Annotated in this window: 16 protein-coding genes; 13 read left to right on the top strand and 3 right to left on the bottom strand. The window is 45.3% G+C overall.

The window, feature by feature from the left end:
- Nucleotides 1-5 precede the first annotated feature (5 nt).
- The 12 genes from HCZ42_RS01195 (at nucleotide 6) to HCZ42_RS01140 (ending at nucleotide 14,585) form a co-directional block, all read left to right on the top strand.
- On the top strand, nucleotides 6-1,139 hold the full coding sequence (locus tag HCZ42_RS01195) for a response regulator (protein WP_167418962.1): 1,134 nt from the start codon (nucleotides 6-8) through the stop codon (nucleotides 1,137-1,139).
- A 16-nt stretch (nucleotides 1,140-1,155) separates the two neighbouring features.
- Nucleotides 1,156-3,576, top strand: coding sequence for a sensor histidine kinase (locus tag HCZ42_RS01190; protein ID WP_167418961.1), 2,421 nt, complete (start codon nucleotides 1,156-1,158; stop codon nucleotides 3,574-3,576).
- Nucleotides 3,577-3,821: 245 nt separating this feature from the next.
- The gene (locus HCZ42_RS01185; RefSeq protein WP_167418960.1) at nucleotides 3,822-4,757 is read left to right on the top strand and encodes a CorA family divalent cation transporter; all 936 of its coding nucleotides are present in this window, start codon (nucleotides 3,822-3,824) and stop codon (nucleotides 4,755-4,757) included.
- On the top strand, nucleotides 4,757-5,311 hold the full coding sequence (locus HCZ42_RS01180) for a mechanosensitive ion channel domain-containing protein (RefSeq protein WP_167418959.1): 555 nt from the start codon (nucleotides 4,757-4,759) through the stop codon (nucleotides 5,309-5,311). Before HCZ42_RS01185 ends, HCZ42_RS01180 begins: the two co-directional genes overlap by 1 nt.
- Nucleotides 5,312-5,349: 38 nt before the next feature.
- Nucleotides 5,350-5,745 carry a DUF2391 family protein gene (locus tag HCZ42_RS01175; RefSeq protein WP_167418958.1) on the top strand — a complete coding sequence of 132 codons (396 nt, stop codon included), beginning with the start codon at nucleotides 5,350-5,352 and terminating at the stop codon, nucleotides 5,743-5,745.
- A 624-nt stretch (nucleotides 5,746-6,369) separates the two neighbouring features.
- On the top strand, nucleotides 6,370-8,046 hold the full coding sequence (locus HCZ42_RS01170; RefSeq protein WP_167418957.1) for an ABC transporter substrate-binding protein: 1,677 nt from the start codon (nucleotides 6,370-6,372) through the stop codon (nucleotides 8,044-8,046).
- Nucleotides 8,047-8,177: 131 nt separating this feature from the next.
- Complete coding sequence (gene oppB, locus HCZ42_RS01165) at nucleotides 8,178-9,098, top strand: oligopeptide ABC transporter permease OppB (RefSeq protein ID WP_167418956.1); 921 nt, start codon at nucleotides 8,178-8,180, stop codon at nucleotides 9,096-9,098.
- A gap of 15 nt (nucleotides 9,099-9,113) precedes the next feature.
- Nucleotides 9,114-10,016, top strand: a complete 903-nt coding sequence (gene oppC / locus HCZ42_RS01160; RefSeq protein WP_167418955.1) for an oligopeptide ABC transporter permease OppC — start codon at nucleotides 9,114-9,116, stop codon at nucleotides 10,014-10,016.
- A gap of 27 nt (nucleotides 10,017-10,043) precedes the next feature.
- Nucleotides 10,044-11,015, top strand: coding sequence for an ABC transporter ATP-binding protein (locus HCZ42_RS01155; RefSeq protein ID WP_053408083.1), 972 nt, complete (start codon nucleotides 10,044-10,046; stop codon nucleotides 11,013-11,015).
- Nucleotides 11,012-12,004, top strand: coding sequence for a murein tripeptide/oligopeptide ABC transporter ATP binding protein OppF (oppF, locus tag HCZ42_RS01150; protein WP_167418954.1), 993 nt, complete (start codon nucleotides 11,012-11,014; stop codon nucleotides 12,002-12,004). The genes HCZ42_RS01155 and oppF overlap by 4 nt, the downstream gene beginning before the upstream one ends.
- 231 nt (nucleotides 12,005-12,235) lie before the next feature.
- Nucleotides 12,236-13,180: a glutathione S-transferase family protein gene (locus tag HCZ42_RS01145; protein ID WP_167418953.1), complete on the top strand. Its 945-nt coding sequence runs from the start codon at nucleotides 12,236-12,238 to the stop codon at nucleotides 13,178-13,180.
- A gap of 130 nt (nucleotides 13,181-13,310) precedes the next feature.
- On the top strand, nucleotides 13,311-14,585 hold the full coding sequence (locus tag HCZ42_RS01140) for an MgtC/SapB family protein (protein ID WP_167418952.1): 1,275 nt from the start codon (nucleotides 13,311-13,313) through the stop codon (nucleotides 14,583-14,585).
- A 76-nt stretch (nucleotides 14,586-14,661) separates the two neighbouring features.
- Here the strand turns inward: HCZ42_RS01140 and pta are convergent, their stop codons facing one another.
- Together pta and HCZ42_RS01130 are read right to left on the bottom strand one after the other, a co-directional pair.
- Nucleotides 14,662-16,806 carry a phosphate acetyltransferase gene (gene pta, locus HCZ42_RS01135; protein WP_167418951.1) on the bottom strand — a complete coding sequence of 715 codons (2,145 nt, stop codon included), beginning with the start codon at nucleotides 16,804-16,806 and terminating at the stop codon, nucleotides 14,662-14,664.
- 117 nt (nucleotides 16,807-16,923) lie between these two features.
- Nucleotides 16,924-18,120 carry an acetate kinase gene (locus HCZ42_RS01130; RefSeq protein ID WP_167418950.1) on the bottom strand — a complete coding sequence of 399 codons (1,197 nt, stop codon included), beginning with the start codon at nucleotides 18,118-18,120 and terminating at the stop codon, nucleotides 16,924-16,926.
- Between the two features lie 363 nt (nucleotides 18,121-18,483).
- Between HCZ42_RS01130 and yfbV the strand changes: the two genes are divergently transcribed.
- Nucleotides 18,484-18,936: a terminus macrodomain insulation protein YfbV gene (gene yfbV, locus HCZ42_RS01125; RefSeq protein WP_053408077.1), complete on the top strand. Its 453-nt coding sequence runs from the start codon at nucleotides 18,484-18,486 to the stop codon at nucleotides 18,934-18,936.
- Between the two features lie 68 nt (nucleotides 18,937-19,004).
- Here the strand turns inward: yfbV and ald are convergent, their stop codons facing one another.
- Nucleotides 19,005-20,129: an alanine dehydrogenase gene (ald, locus tag HCZ42_RS01120; protein WP_167418949.1), complete on the bottom strand. Its 1,125-nt coding sequence runs from the start codon at nucleotides 20,127-20,129 to the stop codon at nucleotides 19,005-19,007.
- Between the last annotated feature and the right edge of the window lie 7 nt (nucleotides 20,130-20,136).

Below are 20,136 nucleotides of genomic sequence, written 5' to 3'. Positions count from 1 at the left end.
AGAGGATGTACGCAATGTCGTCTTCCAAGCCAATCATACTCGTTATTGATGATATCCCGGAAAACCTAACGCTGATGTATCAGCTATTAAAAGATGATTATCGTGTAAAAGGTGCAAACAGTGGGGCTCGGGGTATCGCTTTAGCAGAGTCTGCAAAGCCAGACTTAATTCTTCTCGACATTATGATGCCCGAGATGGATGGTTATGAGGTATGTCAAAGACTCAAATCCCAACCGTCTACCCGCGATATTCCCATTATTTTCTTAACCGCAAAATCTGAACGAATCGATGAACAAAAAGGCCTGGCGCTAGGAGCGGCAGATTACGTTACCAAACCAGTCAATCCAGAAATTGTCCAAGCTCGGGTCAAAACGCATGTGTCGCTTAAACTCTCGTCAGACATGTTAAAAGGAGAAAATGAAGCGTTGGAGAAAGAGGTCCAGCGCCGGACTTGTGAAGCCATCAAACAACAAGAAGAGTTGCATGCAATTCAGGACGTGGCGTTCTATGCGATGATATCTCTGGCTGAAACGCGAGATAACGACACTGGCAATCATATTTTACGTACTCAGACCTACATAAAACACCTAGCCGAAAAACTTCGTCAAAACCCGAGTTATGCGAATCAGTTAAGTGATGATGTTATTGAGCTAATTTGTAAATCGGCACCGTTGCATGACATTGGTAAAATCGGTATTCCCGATTATATCTTGCTGAAAAAAGGCCACCTGACTGAAGACGAATTCGAAATCATGAAAACCCACACCACGATTGGCTACGACGCGATCAGCAATGCGGAAAAGGTCAGTGGTCAGCAAATGGACTTTCTTAAATATGCCAAAGAGATTGCCCATTCTCACCACGAGCATTGGGATGGGAAAGGTTACCCGCAAGGGCTTGTCGGTGATGAAATCCCTCTTTCGGCTCGTTTAATGGCGATTGCGGATGTGTATGACGCCTTGATTAGCCGAAGAATCTACAAACCCGCTTTTACTCACCAGGATGCGGTACAAATCATTTTGTCTGGCAAAGGTACTCAGTTTGACCCAGAAATCATTGATGCCTTTATTGATATCGCCGACGAGCTTTATCAAGTTGCGAAGCAAAACATGAGCCTGAAAGAGCATGACTTTAGTTAAATTGATTGGACAAAACATGCGAGCCAATAAGATAACCACTCGCGCTTGGGTATGGCGCTCAATGGTTAAAACCGGAATCATTCCTCTGATCTTAGTTGAATCGGTACTTATCGCGGCCTATTTGCTCAGCAACCATTTCATCAACCGAGACAACATGCAGTACATTCGTACCCAAGTGGATGAAGAACTGAAAATTTCCGCGGTTCGAGAGTCTGGTGTTATCCGCGAGAAGCTTAAATCGGTAGCAGGTATGACGACGCTTTATCGCAACGAAACCGCCAGAATTCTTCAGGAGCCGCTATCTAACACCACGGAGGAGCATACCAACCTTGCTATGAGCGAGAGTGGTGTCATGTACTCAAAACAAAACTTAGGTGGTGCGGCGTCTTTTTACTCTGCTCATACAGAGAATAAAGATTGGGATAAAGTCAGCAAGTTGTCCCGTCTTGATCCGTTAATGAAGCAACTGGTCGATAATAATGACTTGGTTGCATCGGCGTATTTCAACAGTTGGGACTCTTACAACCGAATCTATCCTTGGTTTAACACCTTGGAGCAATATCCGACCGACATGGTGATCCCAGATTATAATTTCTATTACCTAGCGGACCAGAAACACAATCCAGAACAACAAAACGTTTGGACGGATGTTTACATTGATCCTGCTGGGAATGGTTGGATGGCATCATCAATTGCACCTGTATATAACAATGGTGTTTTAGAAGGTGTTGTCGGACTCGATGTTACTGTGAGTGCGATTGTCGATAGTATTCAAAGCCTCGCCGTACCTTGGGGAGGGTATGCGGTGCTCGCCAGCGCGAATGGCACTATTATGGCGCTGCCACCCCAAGGGGAGCAGGATTTTGGCCTAAAAGAGTTAACCGATTACAGCTACCAGCAAGCGATTACCGAAGAAATATTCAAACCCGAAGCGTTTAACTTATTAAAACGCGAAGACACTAAAACATTAAGCCAAAGTCTGTTAAACAGTGTTGATGGTTTGATGCAATTACAACTGGATAATGCGAACAAATTAGTCGCTTGGTCAACCATTCCAGAAACTCAGTGGCGATTACTACTGATCGTAGATGAGAACAAGATGTACGCGGCATCTAGACAGCTAGAAGATAAGTATCAGAATATCGGTTATCTGATGATTGCGGGCTTGGTAGCTTTCTATACCTTGTTCTTGATCTTTATTTGGGTCTCTTCGAAGAAGATGAGTGATTTTATCGCCGAGCCGCTTAGCCAAATCCAAGACATGGTACATAGGGCGAGTATCGGTGATTTCAAGCTCTCCCACGATGGATTCCGACTTACGGAACTTAATGAAACCGCCAACGAAATCATTCTAATGGGGGAAGAATTAGATACCCTTACGACGGAGCTGAAACACGCAAAACTTGAAGCTGAGAAAGCAAACGTCGCGAAGAGCCAGTTTATCTCTAATATCAGCCACGAAGTGCGAACGCCGATGAACTCGATTTTGGGTTTATCACACGTGTTACTCAACTCCAACCTGAGTGACGAACACAAAAGTCATCTACTGAAGATCGATAAATCTGCCAAACACCTGTTGTCTCTGATTAATGACATTCTCGACTTATCGAAACTGGACGCTGGCAAAGTCGATATTGAGTACATTCCGTTTGAGGTCGAGCCCTTGATACAGGACGTGTATGACCTGTTCGACTATAAAGCGAGTATGCGTGGTATTTCTTTCGTCGCCAGTATTGAGAGTGAGATTCCAGTGCTGGTCGGCGACCCACTCAGAATCAAGCAAATCTTGCTCAACTACGTGAGTAACGCGATTAAATTTACCGAAGAAGGTGGAATCGCACTGAATGTAGAGTTGCTAAGCCAGTCTAACGACAAAGCTCGGATTCAATTTAGTGTCGCGGATACAGGCATTGGCTTATCATTCGATGAACAGGCGAAAATCTTCGAGAGTTACCAGCAAGCCGATGCATCAACAACGCGCAAATATGGTGGTACAGGCTTAGGGTTAACGATATGTAAGCGTATTGCGGCTCTTATGGGGGGGACAGTCGAAGTTGAAAGTGAATGTGGTATTGGCAGTACGTTCTTGTTCACTATTGAGCTCAGCATCGATCATTCTGGCGTGAGTGCGCCTGCGCGAAGCAAAGAGGTTTCAGAGAGCGACTCTGTGCACCAAGTTCATCAAGTGATGGAATGCAATGCAGAGAACTTGCACGAGTTTGAACAAAGAGTGTTGCAATTGGAAATCTTACTAAAAGAAAGCGATTTAGAATCAGAGCAATTCTATTCACAGCACCAGCATTGTTTTGAGCAACTTAGCCCAGAATTAAACAGCAAGTTGTTTGACGCCGTTTCAAGTTATGACTTCGACCGCGCGTTAGCGTTGGTTGAACAAGTCAAAGAGAAAATTGACGAACACAAACACGCGGTAGCCTAACAACGTTGCCGCATCACCTTGTCTACAATCCATAAAAAATTTCTATCGTTAACATCATAATGTTTTTCTTTCTAATCTATTGAAGCTCGTTGATTATTCGCCGCACTCAGAGTATGAGTGCAGCGCTTGTACTGTATGAAGCTTTAACCGCTTATTCGATAGAGTGCTACGTAAACCTCTGATAAATTAAGCTAATATAAAAGTGAAACCGTGTTCACACACAACAAAAGAAATAAGGTCAGGATATGGCAGAGTTTTTGATTACGAGTTGGCGTTTCGGCACCGACAAGGTGGAGAAAAATGAGCCAAGTGATGATTCGATCATGCCTGCGATTTGGTATCACTGCCAACGTGATGCATCAGGTTTAAAAGAGTGGCTGAGCCGAAATGGTGTTTCCAATGCCATTGTAGATTCTTTACTTGCTGACGATACTCGACCACGTTTTGAAAAGTATGCCGAAGATTGTTTTCTGATCATCTTGCGCGGCATCAACTTTAACCAAGGCGCAGAACCGGATGATATGCTCAGTCTGCGTATTCTTTGGTATAAAGGTGCGGTGATCTCGACCCGAAAAGTACCTTCAAGAGCCGTGACTTCGTTGATTAATCAGCTTGAACAAGGGCAGGGGCCAAATACGTTACAAGATTTGATTTTGGCTATGGTTAACCGAATCAATAACAACATTTCAGAGTTTCTTGCTCCAGTTGAAGAAATGTTGGACTCGCTAAGTTTGGATTCAGACCTTGAGCTAAAAAGCTTAAACTCGGTACACACCCGCCTGCTGCGTCTAAAACGCTACCTAAAGCCGCAGAAGTATGTGTTGGAAGATATCTTAGCAACGCATCCTAAAGTGATGGACAACAAACAGAATGAATTGAAAAACTGTTTGGATATGATGGCGCGTATTAACGAGTCGGTAGAGTTTTACATTGACCAGATTGAAGTGTATCTAATGAACCTCAATCAGCAGCAAACGGAAAAAATGAATCGAAACACGTATTTGTTTTCTGTGATTGCGGGGATATTCTTACCGGCGGGTTTCTTTACCGGGTTGCTTGGGGTCAATATTGGTGGCATTCCCGGAACAGAAAGCCCATTTGCGTTTGCGCTGTTCTGTGTAAGCTTGTTGGCTATCGTGGCGGTTGAAGTTGTGATTCTTAAGAAGTTAAGGTTTATTTGATGGTTGAGTTTATTCAAACCAACATGTTGTTTAAACAGATTTTATTCGGTTGTTTGCTGATTCTCGGTTATCTCGTTATTAAGAGGCTAGGGCGTCGCTGGATAGAAGCTTTAGCAGACAACAAAAGAGTGTCATTTAAGCGTACTCAGTTTGTCGTTAAGGCGTTTAATGTTATTGCGTTTGGCCTGTTCATCTCCTTTTTTCTGATTATTTTGGATGTCGGATTTGGAGATGTATCGATATTCCTCTCATCGATTTTCGCTGTATTAGGTGTCGCGTTGTTTGCTCAGTGGTCAATACTGAGCAACTTGACCGCTAGTGTGCTGATATTCTTTGTCTTTCCTTATCGTATTGGTGATCGCGTTAAAGTCGCGGAAAAAGACGAAGACATCAGCGGGGTAATCATCGATATCACTATGTTTCACGTTATTCTTCGTCATAGTAGCGGTAACATCATTACTTACCCTAACAACTTGATCTTACAGAAAGGCGTGACTAAGTTGGTGGCTCAGTCGTCAACTCAAGTGTCTAGCCCTGCACAGGAAGCAAAGTAGTAAGACTTGATCATCAGATAAATTAAGCGAGTGCATTTATGAAGTTAAGTTTTAATATCGAAGATGCCAGCCAAATCTTTGTTGGTGCGTTTGCACTCGCTGTGCCGATTTCATTTTCTGAAGAAGCGTGGAGGTTGGGGGAGACGCTTGCTCCGTCAAATCTCGCGCTTCTGTTCACTCTCTCGATTACTTTTCTTGGTCTTTATACGTATGAAAGCGTGTTTCAGAAGAACATTGAATCTCGGCATTGGGTGTTCTTCTTCAGAATTTTCATAGCTTACCTAATGACGACCTTCGTTGTTGCGCTGGTTTTGCTCTGTCTCGATAAACTTCCTTTGTTTAGCGAGCCTCTAGTCGCTTTCAAACGAATCATCGTGATTTCAATGCCTGCCTCAATGGGAGCGATCGTGGTAGACAGCTTCGACAAAGAATAATTAACTCAAACTGAGTTAAATCTTCCCTTATTTACCCGAAATCGCTTCGATAAATGGAACTACGACTTTCGCCGTGTCGTCCGTTTCTGTCATTGCATATTTGGTGTAATTCTGACGTTTCACTTTACAAAATCACAGTGTAGAACTGCATCTATAGTGATATTTCTATTGTTGAATATTTGGATTAAAACGCCGTTTCGTTCCAGTGATAAAGGTCACAAAAAACCACGTCAGATGAGATGAATGTCGCGAAATGTTAGCGGTTGTGCACAGTTATTGTTAATTTTTTTGCATAATTTATAGCACAAGATGCTAAAATGCGGCGTCTTTTTAGATAATGTGGTGCATCGCTCTATCTCCAGGGTGTGAGCTAATCAGATATACTAATTTTTACAATCTGATTGACATTATCATCTGAAATGTTGAAGTTATCGGTGGATTATACGACTTTTTGCTACATTTTTATGGCAAATTGCTTCAATGATTGATAATGTGTGCCGCAATCTTTGTATGGTTTTAGCTTTTTATGCCTACTTTTTGTGCTAAAAAAATCTAAATCACTGTCCGTTCTAGTGAACCTGCAAAGAAGTCATGGATGCAAATGAAAAACTTGGAGTTTTACGCATGTATAAGAACAAAATCACGCGCACGTTATTTATCGGCGCGGGCCTTTCTCTAGCTCTTACTGGTTGTGGTGATAAACCAGAAGAAAAGCAAGCAACTCAACCAGCCCCAGCTCCTGCACCAGAAGCTAAGTCTGATTCTCAAGCACCAAAACTAGCAGCAGTTCAAGAAGTTGTGCGTGGTAACGGTACTGAGGTAGCGACAATTGACCCACACAAATCTCAAGGTGTTCCAGAGTCTCACGTAATTCGTGATCTTCTTGAAGGTCTAGTTAACCAAGATGAAAACGGTAATACCGTTCCTGGTGTTGCTGAATCTTGGGAAACGGCGGATAACAAAACCTTTACTTTCCACCTACGCAAAGACGCTAAATGGTCAAATGGCGACCCTGTAACTGCTGGCGATTTCGTATACAGCTTCCAGCGTGCAGTCGATCCTGCAACCGCTTCTCCATATGCTTGGTACATGGAATACACCAAGATGAAGAATGCGAAAGACATCGTTGCTGGTAAGAAAGACAAGAGCGAGCTAGGTGTTAAAGCGGTAGACGACAACACATTGGTTGTTGAGCTGGATACAGCAGTACCTTACTTCGTGATGATGATGGGTCACACGACAGTGAAGCCTGTGCATCAAGCGACAGTTGAGAAGTTTGGTGATCAATGGACGAAACCAGAGAACTTCGTAGGTAACGGTGCGTTTGTTGTAGACAACTGGGTTGTGAATGAGCGTCTAGTTCTTAAGCGTAACGAACAATACTGGGATAACGAAAACACCACTCTAAACAAGGTTACGTTCCTACCGATCGAAAACCAAGTTGCAGAGATGAACCGTTTCCTAGCGGGTGAAATCGACATCAGCTACGACGTGCCAGTAGAGCACTTCAAACGTCTGAAGAAAGAGCACCCAGAATCATTGTCAGTAGTGGGTAACCTATGTACTTACTACTACATCTTCAACACTAAGAAAGCACCATTTGATGATGTACGCGTACGTAAAGCGATCTCTTACGCGATCGACCGTGACATCGTAAGTGACGCGATCATGGGCCAAGGCCAAAAACCGGCTTACTTCCTAACTCCTGAAATCACTGCGGGCTTCAACCCAGAAATGCCAGCATACGGTAAGATGACTCAGGAAGAGCGTAACGCGGAAGCGGCACGTCTTCTAGAAGAAGCAGGCTACGGTAAAGACAACCCACTGAAATTTAACCTTCTATACAACACTTCAGAGAACCACAAGAAAGTGGCGGTTGCTCTAGGTTCTATGTGGAAGAAAACACTGGGTCTTGACGTAACTCTAGAAAACCAAGAGTGGAAAACTTACCTATCAACTAAAGACTCTGGTGACTTTGAAGTTGCTCGTGCAGGTTGGTGTGGTGACTACAACGAAGCATCTTCATTCCTAACTCTAATGAAGAGCAACAACACCACTGGCGGTATCCACTACGATAGCAAAGCTTACGATGAGATCATCGACAAAGCGCTTAACTCTACTTCTGAAGAAGAACGTAACGCTCTTTACCTAGAAGCAGAAGCGCTAATGGCTAAAGATATGCCTATCGCACCTATCTACCAGTACGTGAAGTCACGTCTACTGTCTCCGAAAGTTGGTGGCTTCCCAGCTAACAACCCAGAAGAGAAAATTTACTCTAAAGATCTATACATCACAGAGTAACTCTTAACTCGATAGAACTATAAAAATTAGGCTCTACATGTGAGAAATTGCATGTAGCGCCTATGTTCAGTCCAAACAAATTTGGACTATTCTCTTTAATTAATATTGTCACAGACTGAAAGAGTGAGTTTATGCTTAAATTCATCGCAAAAAGGATATTTGAGGCGATCCCAACTATGTTGGTTTTGATCACCGTATCTTTCTTTCTCATGCGCTTTGCGCCGGGAAACCCATTCTCGAGCGAGCGTCCTCTACCACCAGAAGTTATGGCGAACATCGAAGCTAAATATGGCCTAGATAAGCCAGTGTTCGAGCAATACACGACTTACTTGTTTAACGTTGTCCAAGGTGACTTCGGACCATCATTCAAGTACCTAGATTACTCAGTAAATGAGCTGATCTCAGTTGCATTGCCAGTTTCTGCAAAAGTGGGTTTTATTGCTTTCATCTTTACCGTCATTATGGGGGTAACGGTTGGGACGATCGCCGCTTTGAAGCAGAATACCTGGGTAGACTACACCATTATGTCTACCGCAATGCTCGGGGTGGTAATGCCATCATTCGTATTAGCGCCAGCGCTAATCTACTTATTCTCTCTGCATCTCAATATCTTCCCAGCGGGTGGCTGGCAAGACGGTAGTGCTAAGTTCTTAGTTCTGCCAGTTATTGGTATGTCTTTACTCTATGTCGCAACATTCGCACGTATTACGCGTGGTTCGATGATTGAAACGATGAACAGTAACTTTATCCGTACCGCTCGTGCGAAGGGTTTAAGTTACCGTTACATCATCATCAAGCACGCTCTAAAACCAGCACTACTACCTGTTGTTTCTTACATGGGTCCTGCATTCGTAGGTATCATCACGGGTTCAGTTGTTATCGAAACCATCTTTGGTTTACCAGGTATCGGTAAGCTATTCGTGAACGCTGCATTTAACCGTGACTACTCGCTAGTAATGGGTGTGACCATTCTGATTGGTTTCCTATTTATCTTATTCAACGCGATTGTAGATATTCTACTTGCAATGATTGACCCGAAAATTCGCTACTAACAGGGAAGTTTGGTTATGTTGACGAAAAAAGAAAACCTAGAAGCGATTGAAAAATTCTCTGAGAACTTAGAGATTGAAGGTCGTAGTCTTTGGCAAGATGCTCGTATCCGCTTTATGCGTAACAAAGCGGCGATGGTGAGCTTATTCATCCTTGTTTTAATGACATTGGCAGTGGTTATTCTGCCGATGATTGCACCGTACACATTTGACGACACTGACTGGTACGCGATGCACGTGGCGCCAAGCGCAGAACACTGGTTTGGTACCGACAGCTTAGGGCGTGACTTGTACGTTCGTACGCTAATTGGTGGTCGTATCTCGCTAATGGTGGGTGTGATGGGCGCATTCGTAGCGGTACTGATTGGTACGCTTTACGGCGCGGCATCTGGCTTCATTGGTGGTAAAGTTGACCGCATTATGATGCGTATTCTTGAGATCCTTTACGCAGTACCGTTCATGTTCCTAGTTATCGTACTAGTCACCTTCTTCGGTCGTAACATTATTCTTATCTTCGTTGCGATTGGTGCAATCGCATGGCTGGATATGGCGCGTATCGTACGTGGTCAGACACTAAGCCTACGTAGCAAAGAGTTCATCGAAGCGGCACACGTTTGTGGTGTAAGTAACTGGAAGATCATTACTCGCCATATCGTACCGAACGTATTGGGTATCGTAGCGGTATATTCAACGCTGCTTATTCCGAGCATGATTCTGACGGAATCATTCCTATCATTCCTTGGTCTTGGTGTTCAGGAGCCAATGACAAGTTGGGGCGCACTTCTTCAAGAAGGTGCACAGACAATGGAAGTGGCAATCTGGCAGCTGGCATTCCCAGCAGCGTTCATGGTTGTGACTCTATTCTGCTTCAACTACGTTGGTGATGGTCTGCGCGACGCGCTGGATCCAAAAGACAGATAATTAAAAGATAAGATTAAGGAATCAATGATGAGCTTATTAGATGTCAAAGATCTGCGCGTCGAATTTACCACTCAAGATGGTATTGTAACCGCAGTAAATGATTTGAACTTCTCTCTGAAGCAAGGCGAAACCCTAGGTATCGTAGGTGAGTCGGGCTCAGGTAAATCTCAGACAGTATTCGCTATCATGGGTCTACTGGCTAAGAACGGTATTATCTCTGGTAGCGCAAAGTTTGAAGGCAAAGAAATCCTAAACCTGTCTGAGAAAGAACTGAACAAAGTTCGCGCTGAACAGATTGCGATGATCTTCCAAGACCCAATGACGTCACTGAACCCTTACATGAAAGTCAGTGACCAGTTGATGGAAGTGTTAATGCTGCACAAAGGCATGGGTAAAGCGGAAGCGTTTGAAGAATCAGTACGCATGCTCGAAGCGGTGAAAATCCCTGAAGCACGTAAGCGTATTACCATGTACCCGCACGAGTTCTCGGGCGGTATGCGTCAGCGTGTAATGATCGCAATGGCGCTGCTATGTCGTCCTAAACTGCTGATTGCGGATGAACCTACCACGGCACTAGACGTAACGGTTCAAGCGCAGATCATGGACCTGCTGAACGAGCTAAAAGACGAATTCAACACAGCTATCATCATGATCACGCACGACCTAGGTGTTGTTGCGGGTTCATGTGACAAAGTGTTAGTGATGTACGCTGGTCGTACAATGGAATACGGCACGGTTGATGAAATCTTCTATAACCCAAGCCACCCATATGCGGAAGGTCTGTTGAAAGCAATCCCTCGCCTTGATACAGAAGGTGAAATTCTGCCAACTATCCCGGGCAACCCGCCTAACTTACTTCGCCTACCACCTGGCTGTCCTTATCAGGAACGTTGCCACCGCGTGATGGACCGTTGTAAGCAAGAAGCGCCAATCCTGACGCCATTTGGTGATGGTCGTCAGCGCGCATGTTTTTCTGAATGGGAGGCTTGGAAGAAATGAGTGCAGATAAATCGTTACTATTAGATGTTAAAGACCTTAAAGTTCACTTTAGCATCGCATCAAAATCGGCATGGCCTTGGTCGAAGCCTTCAAACCTTAAAGCAGTCGACGGCGTTAACGTTCGTCTCTACGAAGGTGAAACGCTAGGCGTAGTAGGTGAGTCAGGCTGTGGTAAATCGACGTTTGCTCGCGCTATCATCGGTTTGGTTGAAGCAACCGACGGTGAAGTGGTTTGGTTGGGTCAAGACCTGACAAAAATGAAAAGCGTGCAGCGCCGTGAAACGCGCAAAGAAATCCAGATGATTTTCCAAGATCCATTGGCATCGCTTAACCCGCGTATGACTGTCGGTGACATCATCGCTGAGCCGCTAGAAACCTTTTATCCTGAGCTGTCTAAGCAGGAAGTAAAAGACCGCGTTAAAGAGATGATGGCAAAAGTTGGTCTACTACCAAACGTGATCAACCGTTACCCTCACGAATTCTCAGGTGGTCAGTGTCAGCGTATCGGTATTGCACGTGCGCTTATTCTTAAGCCTAAGATGATCATCTGTGACGAACCAGTATCGGCGCTCGATGTTTCGATTCAGGCTCAGGTCGTGAACCTGCTGAAAGAAATCCAAAAAGAGTTGGGGCTTTCTCTGGTCTTCATCGCACACGACTTGTCAGTGGTAAAACACATCTCTGACCGCGTCCTAGTTATGTACCTAGGTAACGCAGTAGAGCTGGGTGAAGCGGACGCACTATTTGCTGATCCAAAACACCCTTACACTCGCGCGCTGATGTCGGCTGTACCGATTCCAGATCCAAAGATCGAGCGCAGCAAGAAAATCCAAATGCTGGAAGGTGATCTTCCATCACCAATCAGCCCACCGTCGGGCTGTGTATTCCGCACTCGTTGCCCACAAGCAACGGAAGAGTGTGCGAAGACCAAGCCGACAATACAAGGTAACGACGTTCACGCGGTATCTTGTCTGCACGTACAAGTGTAAACCATTCAGCCTGTGACGGGCTTAAGCGCGGTATCCTTCGGGACCGCGCTTTTTTTATGTCCCTACAAAACTTCGATTTTAACTAGCTGTTTTTCAATGAGAATAAATCGGAAAACACAATGTGCTTTTGTCATTCAGATTATTCGAACAACTAAGACAAAAGACTTGGGGCTAGAGTGCGGCGATCTTTTTTATACTTACTCTAAATTAAAATCTAACGAGGTGAACGAGATGGGTAAGTTAGTAGAAGGCATCTGGCATGATGTCTGGTACGACACAAAAACCACAGGTGGTAAATTCATTCGCGAAGACGCCGGTTTTCGTGATTGGATCAAGAATGAACCTGACGCCAAATTCCAACCGGAATCGGGGCGCTATCATCTTTACGTGTCATTAGCTTGTCCATGGGCGCATCGAACGTTGATTTTCCGCGCACTGAAGGGTCTGGAAGAGCACATTGATGTTACGGTTGTATGTCCGGATATGTTGAGCGAAGGCTGGCAAATGGGCCTGCCTGAACCACTGTTTGGCTATAAGCGCTTACACCAACTCTATACACACGCAAAACCAGATTACACGGGCAGGGTGACTGTGCCTATATTGTGGGATAAAAAGTACAACACGATTGTCAGCAATGAGTCGTCGGAAATCATCCGCATGTTCAATTCGGAATTCAACCATATTACCGGGAATACCGATGACTACTATCCAGCGGAATTGCATGGTTTGATTGAAGAGTGGAACCAGTTTATCTATCCGAACATTAACAACGGTGTGTATCGCTGTGGCTTTGCAACTTCACAAGACGCTTACGAAGAAGCGTTTGAGGAGTTGTTCTCAGCTCTCGACAAGTTAGATAGCCACTTGGCGCTAAACCGATACTTGGTAGGCGATAAGCTAACAGAAGCTGATTGGCGCTTGTTTACCACTTTGATCCGTTTTGATGCAGTCTATGTCGGTCACTTCAAGTGTAATAAGAAACGCATTCAAGATTACGCCAACTTGCAGGGCTATCTAAAAGAACTGTACCAAGTGAAAGGGGTCAAACAGACCACAGACTTTTACCATATCAAACGCCATTATTACTACAGCCATACTGGAATCAACCCGACGCAAATTGTGCCAGTCGGCCCGGAATTAGACCTCGACTCCCCACACGGCCGAGATAAGGTTTAAACCCAATTGGAGAAAGCCCAAAGTGAAAACTGCTTTGGGCTTTTTTTAATCACAATTGTTTTGCCTGATTCACAGATAAATCGCCAAAAGCGCTTAAACTTATGATTAGGCTTATAACTTTTGGTGGAACATGGACATCAGTGAGTTTGTCAGCGGTGACAATCACATCTGGAATCTGCTTATCGCACTGCTATTAGGTGCAATTATCGGCACTCAGCGGGGTTGGGTGATGCGTCACGGTGTCGAAGGCAGCCGAGTCGCTGGTATTCGTACTTTTTCGTTAGTCGGATTACTCGGCGGTTTAGTCGCTGTGCTTTCGCAATTATATACGCCTTTATTGCTCGGTTTTGCCCTTATCGCGCTTGTTTGTCTCGCAGGGGTTGCGTTTGTTGTACGCCAGCGAATCAGTGAAGATCTGAGTATTACTGGCGTAGTCAGCCTATTAATTACCTTTGTCATTGGTAGCCTTGCGGCATCGGGGCAGGCCGTCTTAGCGGCATCTGCCGCTGTGATTACCGCCTTAGTGCTGGATAATAAGCGAGAACTGCACGACGCGCTGCAAAAGCTTCAAGAGTACGAACTGGATGCGGCGTTAAGGCTTTTGCTGATCTCGATTGTTCTATTGCCAATGCTGCCGAACCAAACTTATGGTCCTTGGAATGCGCTAAACCCTTACGAAATTTGGTGGATGGTCGTGTTGATCGCCGGCATTTCGTTTGTTGGTTACTTTGCGATAAAAATTGGTGGCGAACGGCGAGGAATTCTCTTCACATCGGTGTTTGCTGGGCTCAGCTCCTCGACCGCGCTTACCTTGCAGTTTTCTCAACTTTCCAAAGAACAACCCCGAATCAGTCCGCTGTTAGCGAGCGGAATCTTACTCAGTTGCGGCACCATGTTTCCAAGGTTGATCGTGGTACTGACGGTGTTAAATCCACCGTTGGTGAAACTGCTGTGGCCAATCATTTTATCGATGATGGTAGCGATGTATTTTATGGCTTGGCGAATATGGCGCGAAGTCGATATCGAAAACATTGAGCCGGACAACAAGCAGAAGAACCCACTTGCACTGCAATCCGCGGTATTTTTTGGTCTTGTACTGGCGATGATAATGCTGCTTTCACATGCGTTGTCTGAGTGGTTTGGTGACGCCGGTACGCTGATTCTGTCTGCGCTTTCAGGGATCACTGATGTGGACGCCATATCACTTGCGCTAGCGAGGCAAAGTCCGCTAACGCTCTCGCTACCTACTGCTGCTCTCGGCATTGTGATTGCCGCTTCGGTAAATACTTTGGTCAAAATGGGTATGGTGGTGGTATTAGGTGATAAGTCTTTGGCGCGAAGAATTGCGCCTGCGATGTTGTTGAGCGTTCTGACGGGGGCCACGGTGTTTATTTTGATGGTTTAACTGGTATGCGAGTGATACAAAAAAGCCCTCGACTAAGTCGAGGGCTTTCAATTTATTTTATCCAATCGAGAGAGGATTACTTCTGCTCTTGAGTCGCTTGGATTGCTGTTAGCGCGATTGTGTATACGATGTCGTCTACTAGTGCACCACGAGACAGGTCGTTTACAGGCTTACGCATGCCTTGCAGCATTGGACCGATAGATACTAGGTCTGCAGAGCGCTGTACCGCTTTGTAAGTCGTGTTACCAGTGTTTAGGTCTGGGAATACGAATACGGTCGCTTTACCTGCTACTGGAGAGTTTGGCGCTTTAGAAGCAGCAACGTTTTCCATGATCGCAGCATCGTATTGAAGAGGACCGTCGATGATTAGGTCAGGACGTTTCTCTTGAGCCAGTTTGGTCGCTTCACGTACTTTATCAACGTCTGCACCCTTACCAGATTCACCAGTAGAGTAAGAGATCATTGCAACGCGAGGGTCGATACCGAACGCTGCTGCAGAATCTGCAGATTGGATCGCGATTTCAGCCAGCTGCTCAGCTGTTGGATCTGGGTTGATTGCACAGTCACCGTAAACCAGTACTTGATCAGGCAGAAGCATGAAAAATACTGATGATACGATAGACGCGTTAGGTGCAGTCTTGATGATTTGGAACGGAGGAACGATAGTGTTCGCTGTGGTGTGAACCGCACCAGAAACCAGACCGTCAACTTCGTCATTCTCAAGCATCATAGTGCCTAGGAATACAGAGTCTTGTAGTTTCTCGCGAGCAACCACTTCCGTCATGCCTTTTGCGCCACGTAGCTCAACTAGACGAGCAACGTAGTTTTCGCGGATAGCATCAGCGTCGATGATTTGAACGCCAGCACCTAGCTCAACACCTTGCTGTGCTGCAACGCGTTTGATTTCTGCTGGGTTACCAAGAAGCACACACTCTGCAATACCACGTTCTGCACAGATAGCGGCTGCTTTCACTGTACGCGGCTCATCACCTTCAGGAAGCACGATACGCTTACCAGCTTTGCGAGCAAGCTCAGTTAGTTGGTAACGGAATGCTGGTGGGCTTAGACGACGAGACTTCTGAGTGCCTTCCGTCATTGACTCGATCCAGTTACCGTCGATGTGGCTTGCCACGTGCTCGTTGATAAACTCGATACGCTCTTTATCGTCAGCTGGTACTTCTAGGCTAAAGCTCTGTAGGTTCAGAGACGTTTGCCATGTGTTACCGTTCGCTTTGAAAATTGGTAGACCTGTGTCGAAAGCAGGCTTACATAGGCCAGCGATCTCTTCAGGGATGTCATAACCACCAGTAAGTAATACTGCACCGATGTCTACACCGTTCATTGCTGCTAGAGAAGCGGCAACGATAACGTCTGGACGGTCAGCTGAAGTTACAAGTAGTGAACCTGGCTTGAAGTGCTCAATCATGTGCGGTAGAGAACGTGCACAGAATGTGATGCTCTTGATACGACGAGTGTTGATTTCACCTTCGTTAACGACTTCCGCTTTAAGGTGTTTCGCCATGTCGATTGCACGAGTTGCGATTAGGTCGATGCTCCACGGCACACAACCTAGAACGCGGATTGGAGATGTATTGAAGATCTCCATCACTTTCATTTCGTTCTGCTTCGCGCTATCTGCATCGTCAAAGATTTCAGAGAGGTCAGGGCGAGTACGGCCTGCTTCATCGACTGGAGCATTCAGTTTGTTGATGATAACGCCAGAGATGTTTTTGTTCTTAGTACCACCGAAGTTAGAACATGCTACTTCGATACGCTCTTTAAGTTGAGCTGGGTTGTCAGTCCCCGGAGTTGCAACCAATACGATTTCTGCACCAAGTGTCGCAGCGATTTCCGCGTTCACTTGGTTAGCGAATGGGTGCTTACGAGTTGGTACAAGACCTTCGATCAGTGTTACTTCTGCATCTTTGTTGATTTGGTTGTAACGCTCAACCACTGTTTCTAACAGCTCATCCATTTTGTCGTTACCGATTAGAGAATCTGCAACTGACATCGGCATAGGTTGACCGATCTTGATATCGCTGTTAACACCGATAATGGTTGAAGTGAGATCTGGTTGATCGCCACCGCTGCGTGGCTGGCTGATAGGCTTGTAGAAAGAAACCTTAACGCCTTTGCGCTCCATAGCGCGAAGAACACCCATGCTTACGCTAGTAAGACCAACACCAGCACTTGCAGGGATAAGCATAATAGTACGAGACATTCGTAGAGTACCTTTTGCTATTGGGATAAAAGCTCAACTGCGTATTCCTTGGCGTGGAATAGGAGTTAAGCCCCACTAAAGAGAACCGGCTGGCTCAGTGCCAACCGGTTGAGTCAATTAAAGAGCTGCTAGACGTGCAGTGTCTTCTGCAATAACTAGCTCTTCGTTGGTAGAGATAACCATTGCTGGGATACGGCTTTCTGCAGTCGTGATAGTACCTTCACCACCAAAACGTGCTTTAAGGTTTGCTTCGCTATCTACTTCGATACCGAAGATACCAAGACGGTTTAGAACCATTTCACGGATAGGGCCTGAGTTCTCGCCAATACCGCCAGTGAAAGTGATTGCGTCTAGACGGCCGTCCATTGAAGCAGTGTAACCTGCTACATATTTAGCTAGACGATGGCAGAACACGTCCATTGCACGTGTTGCTTCTTCTTTTTCACCGTAGTTGTCTTCAACGAAACGACAGTCAGAAGTCACTTCAGTTAGACCTTGAAGACCAGATTCTTTAGTCAGCATCGTGTTGATTTGATCAACTGAGTAACCTAGAGCGTCGTGTAGGTGGAAGATGATCGCAGGGTCGATGTCGCCACAGCGAGTACCCATTACTAGACCTTCAAGCGGAGTTAGACCCATAGAAGTGTCTACTGATTTACCGTTCTTGATTGCACATACAGATGCGCCGTTACCTAGGTGACAGTTGATGATGTTCACTTCTTCCATAGGCTTGTTTAGTAGGCCAGCGACTTCACGAGTGATGAACAGGTGAGAAGTACCGTGCATACCGTAACGACGAATACCGTGCTCTTTGTATAGGTTGTAAGGAAGAGCATATAGGTAAGACTCTTCAGGCATTGTTTGGTGGAATGCAGTGTCAAATACAGCAACGTTTTTCAGCTCAGGGAAGTTTTTCTTAGCCGCTTCGATACCGATGATATGCGCAGGGTTATGAAGAGGTGCAAATGTTGCAGCGTCTTGAATACCTTTTAGAACTTCATCAGTAATTAGTGCAGATTGAGTGAACTGCTCGCCACCGTGAACGATACGGTGACCGATTGCGCCTAGGTTAGCTTTAAGCTCTGGCTTAGAAGCAAGAATAGTTTCTACCATAAACGCGAGTGCTTCTTCGTGAGCTGCACCTTCGCCTAGTTGAGCTTCGTGCTTGCCATCAAGTTTCCACTTGATGCGAGCTTCAGGAAGGTGAAGACACTCAGCAAGACCTGATAAGTGCTCGTCGCCGTTCTCGGCATCAACAACGGCAAATTTAAGAGAAGAACTACCGCAGTTTAAAACTAAAACTAGCTTAGACATGTATGACTACCTGTTATTCGTCTGATTACAAAATCAGTAAGGATGAAAATTAATCACAAGAATAGACGATGCTGAAAATAGCGTGTACTAATCTTGGTCAAAAAAACTTCGAATTCCGTATAATTATGAACGTGATGATTCCAAGTCACCGCGTTTGCATCCTTGCAGATAGGTCTCAAGAGTTGCTTATCTGGTAAATAACGGCAACAATGAGATTGTAGGTCTGCAAAGAATAGCGATAAGCGCTAATGATAACAAAAAAAATTTGAAAGAATATTAACTTTTATCATTTTTTTGCGTTTAAAGTTGAATGTTTCAATTAAATTTTAATCAAGGCCTGAAGCTATTAAGTGAGAGAGTCGTATGAGTAATAAAGTCGGATTAGTTCATAGCCTACGAGATGGGCAGAAGTACATGGATACCTGGCCTATGCGCAAAGAGCTCAACTTATTGTTTCCTGAGCAGCGCATCATCAAAGCGACTCGCTTTGGGGTAAAAGTAATGCCAGCGATCGCCGCCATCAGTGTTTTGACTCAGATGGCTTTTGATAACTACAGCTCAATGCCTCAATCGGTCATCATCGCTCTGTTTGCGATCAGTATGCCGATTCAAGGTATCTGGTGGTTGGGCAATAGGGCGAACACCCAGTTGCCTCCATCATTAGCGGGTTGGTATCGAGAAATTCATCAAAAGATTGTGGAAAGTGGCAGTGCGGTCGAGCCGATTAAATCTCGCCCTAGATACAAAGAGTTGGCACGCATTCTCAATAGCGCCTTCAGACAACTCGACAAATCATCTCTAGAACGTTGGTTCTAAAATGTTATCAGAGCAAACAAAAAGCGCCTTTTATAAGGCGCTTTTGTCATTGATGGGCTTTTAGCCAATTAGTTAAACATCGCAATCGCGGCTTCTGGTTCGATGTATTCCAGACCAAAGCCTTCTGCGACTTCTTTACACGTCACTTTACCGTGGATAACGTTCAGACCTTCTAGGAAACCTTTGTCTTCAAGAAGCGCTTCGCGATAACCTTTGTTGGCTAGTTTGATAATATAAGGTAGTGTTGCGTTATTAAGGGCGAAAGTAGAAGTGCGAGCAACAGCACCTGGCATGTTCGCAACACAGTAGTGAACTACATCATCAACAATGTAAGTTGGTTCCGCGTGAGTGGTTGCGTGTGAAGTTTCGAAACAACCACCTTGGTCGATCGCTACGTCAACGACCGCAGAACCAGGCTTCATTTTGGCAATGTGTTCTTTGGTGACAAGTTTAGGAGCCGCAGCACCAGGGATAAGCACTGCGCCAATGACTAGGTCAGCTTCAAGGACGTGTTTTTCGATTGCATCTTCAGTTGAGTAAATAACTTTTGCTTGACCCTGGAATTCTTCGTCTAGACGACGTAGTGTATCAACGTTGCGATCAAGAATAGTGACATCCGCGCGAAGACCGATGGCCATGCGAGCAGCATTGGCGCCAACGACACCGCCGCCGATGACGACAACTTTAGCTGGTTCAACGCCTGGAACGCCGCCAAGAAGAAGTCCACAACCACCGTGAGATTTCTCTAAGGTTTGTGCACCAGCTTGAATAGACATGCGTCCTGCGACTTCAGACATTGGAGCTAGTAGTGGCAAACGACCCATATTATCTGTTACAGTTTCATATGCTATGCAGACAGCTTTGCTCTTGATTAGCTCTTCAGTTTGTGGAAAATCTGGTGCTAGGTGCAAATATGTAAATAAAATTTGCCCTTCGCGGAGCATGGCACGCTCAACAGCTTGAGGTTCTTTGACTTTGACAATCATCTCAGCTGTTGCGAAAACCTCTGCAGCAGTAGGAAGAATGGATGCGCCTACAGCGATGTAATCGTCGTCTGAAAAACCAATGCCTACGCCGGCATTGGTTTCAACAAAAACTTGGTGGCCTTTAGACACTAGCTCGCGAACGCTTGCTGGGATCATGCCTACGCGGTACTCGTGGTTCTTGATCTCTTTAGGTACGCCTATGATCATCCTGACT

Origin of the sequence: Vibrio hepatarius, assembly GCF_011806575.1 — a bacterium.
Lineage (GTDB): Bacteria > Pseudomonadota > Gammaproteobacteria > Enterobacterales > Vibrionaceae > Vibrio > Vibrio hepatarius_A.
The sequence above is the reverse complement of the archived record's forward strand: the minus strand, read 5'-3'. Positions and strand labels throughout refer to the sequence as shown.